This is a genomic window from Arthrobacter sp. 35/47 (genome assembly GCF_000520475.1).
GTDB classification, from domain to species: domain Bacteria; phylum Actinomycetota; class Actinomycetes; order Actinomycetales; family Micrococcaceae; genus Arthrobacter_D; species Arthrobacter_D subterraneus.
Window position 1 is genome coordinate 129,771 of sequence record NZ_KI914583.1, and the last position, 2,502, is coordinate 132,272.

2 protein-coding genes and 1 pseudogene are annotated in these 2,502 nt (G+C 64.9%); all 3 read right to left on the reverse strand.

Annotated features, from left to right (window positions below; genetic code table 11):
* Nucleotides 1–237: pseudogene (locus X803_RS21295) on the reverse strand (lipoyl synthase); the annotation flags it as partial.
* 13 nt (nt 238–250) lie between these two features.
* Complete coding sequence (locus X803_RS0103080; RefSeq protein ID WP_026543982.1) at nt 251–1,648, reverse strand: L-serine ammonia-lyase; 1,398 nt, start codon at nt 1,646–1,648, stop codon at nt 251–253.
* A 93-nt stretch (nt 1,649–1,741) separates the two neighbouring features.
* The coding region (locus tag X803_RS0103085; RefSeq protein WP_026543983.1) for an IS30 family transposase at nt 1,742–2,502 on the reverse strand (761 nt) is incomplete at its 5' end.

Here is a 2,502-nt window from a genome sequence, read left to right on the forward strand (position 1 = left end):
CGACCCGCCGATGAGGAACGTGGCTTCCTTGTCTTCCCAGCACTCGAAGATGTTGGGACAGCCGGCCTCCTCACACACGGTGTGGAGGCCCTCCTTCTTGACGAGGTTCTTGAGCTGGACGTACTCGGGGCCCATCTGGACCTTCGCCTTGATCCAGTCCGGCTTGCGTTCCACGGGTACTGCCGAGTTGCGCTGTTCTACGCGGAGCAGTTTGCGGCCTTCTGGTGCCAGTGTCATGGGGTAGCTTCCTTCAGCATTCGACGACGTTCACGGCGAGACCGCCGAGCGCCGTTTCCTTGTACTTGTCACTCATGTCCCGGCCGGTCTCCCGCATGGTCACGATGACCTCGTCCAGGGAGACACGGTGGGTGCCGTCGCCCCAGAGGGCCATCTTCGCGGCGTTGATGGCCTTGGCCGCGGCGATCGCGTTGCGCTCGATGCAGGGGACCTGCACCAGCCCGCCGATCGGGTCACAGGTCAGGCCGAGGTTGTGTTCCATGGCGATTTCCGCCGCGTTCTCGACCTGCTCCGGCGTGCCGCCCATGATCTCGGCGAGGCCGGCCGCCGCCATGGACGACGCCGAGCCCACCTCACCCTGGCAGCCCACCTCCGCGCCGGAAATGGAGGCCTGTTCCTTGTACAGCACGCCGATGGCTCCGGCGGTCAACAGGAACTTCACGACGACGTCCTCCCGCTCCTGCTGCGTGGCATCCGCCATGCCGGGAGCAAAATGCAGCGCGTAGTACATCACTGCCGGGATGATCCCGGCGGCACCGTTGGTGGGAGCGGTGACCACCCGCCCGCCGGAGGCGTTTTCCTCGTTGACGGCCAGGGCCACGAGGTTCACCCATTCCTGCCAGAACTTGGGATCGCGGTCCGGATCTTCCTTCAGCAGCCGTGCATGCCAGTCCGGAGCACGACGGCGGACCTTGAGCCCGCCGGGGAGCAGCCCCTCACGCTTGAGGCTGGTTTCCACACAACCCTCCATGACCGAGTGGATGTGCAGCAGGCCGACGCGGATGTCCTCTTCGGAGCGGCTTTCCTTCTCGTTGGCGAGCATGAGGTCGCTGATGTTGAGCGACCGGGCGTTGCAGTGCTCCAGCAGGCCGGCGGCGGTGCGGAAGGGGAACGGAAGTTCCTTTTTGGTCTCCTCGAGTTCCTGCCGGGCGCTTTCCTCTTCGCCTTCGCGCAGGATGAAGCCGCCGCCCACGGAGAAGAAGGTTTCCGCGGCCAGGACTGCACCGCCGTCGTCATACACAGTGAAGGTCATGCCGTTGGTGTGGCGGGGGAGGACGGTGAGCGGACGCAGGACCATGTCCTTGACCCCGTACGGCAGCGACACGGCGCCGCCCAGCTCCAGTGTCCCCGTCTCCGCGATGGCTGCCAGGCGCGCTTCAACCTCATCGGGCAGGATGACCTCGGGGTGATAGCCCTCCAGCCCCAGCAGGATCGCGGTCATGGTGCCGTGGCCGTGCCCGGTCGCCGCGAGTGAACCGTAGAGGTCCACCCGCAGCGACGCGACATTCACAAGCGTGCCGCTGGCCTTGAGCTCCTCGACAAACACCGCGGCGGCCCGCATGGGGCCCACCGTGTGCGAGCTCGAGGGCCCTATTCCGATGGAAAAGAGATCGAATACTCCAACAGCCATTGGTCATTCCTTACTGCGTGGAAGGTCAGAAGTTTTGTCCAGATATGGAGACCTAAACGTCGGCAGAGTCAAGTGGTCGGTGCAACGTGGGGGTTAGGCTGCCTGTTGCAGCATTTGGTTGAGTGCTTGGGCGGGGGTTTGCAGGTCCAGGGTTGGGCGGGGTCGGCGGTTGAGTTTGTCCTGGATGGTTTTGAGGTCCTCAGCGGTGTAGCCGGAGAGGTCGGTGGATTTGGCGAACCAGTGCCGCAGGAGCCTGTTGGTGTTCTCGTTCGTGCCGCGCTGCCAGGGTGAGTGCGGGTCGCAGAAATACACCGGTGCCTGCAGCTCGAGCTGGATCCGGTCATAGCCGGACATCTCGGTTCCCCGGTCCCAGGTCACCGAGCGGCGCAGGTGGGCCGGCAGGTCGCCCATCGCGGTGATCATCGCCTCGGCGACCGCGTCGGCGGTATGGCGTTCGGGCAGGTGCAGCAGGATCGTGAAGCGAGTGGACCGTTCGACCAGGGTGCCGATGGCTGACTTACCGCCGGCCCCGATGATCAGGTCTCCTTCCCAGTGCCCGGGCACTGCCCGGTCTTCGGCTTCGGCGGGCCGGGACGCGATCTTCAACGCGTCCCGGTAGGGTTTGGCCCGACCGCCGGCGTGCTGGTTCTCCCGGGACACCCGCTTAGGCCGGGACAGGCTCAGATACCGGTAGAGGTCCTTACGCAGCTCACCGCGGGACTGGACGTAGAGGCACTGGTAGATCGTCTCGTGGCTGATCTGCATGCTCTTATCATCGGCGTAATCCTTGGCCAGCACGAGTGAGATCAGCTTCGGGCTCCACCCGTCCTCCAACGCGTCCTCGATGAAACGCA

What these genes read in the sequence shown, in the direction of transcription:
- X803_RS0103080 (WP_026543982.1), bottom strand. Translation starts at nt 1,648, where the DNA reads ATGGCTGTTGGAGTATTCGATCTCTTTTCCATCGGAATAGGGCCCTCG.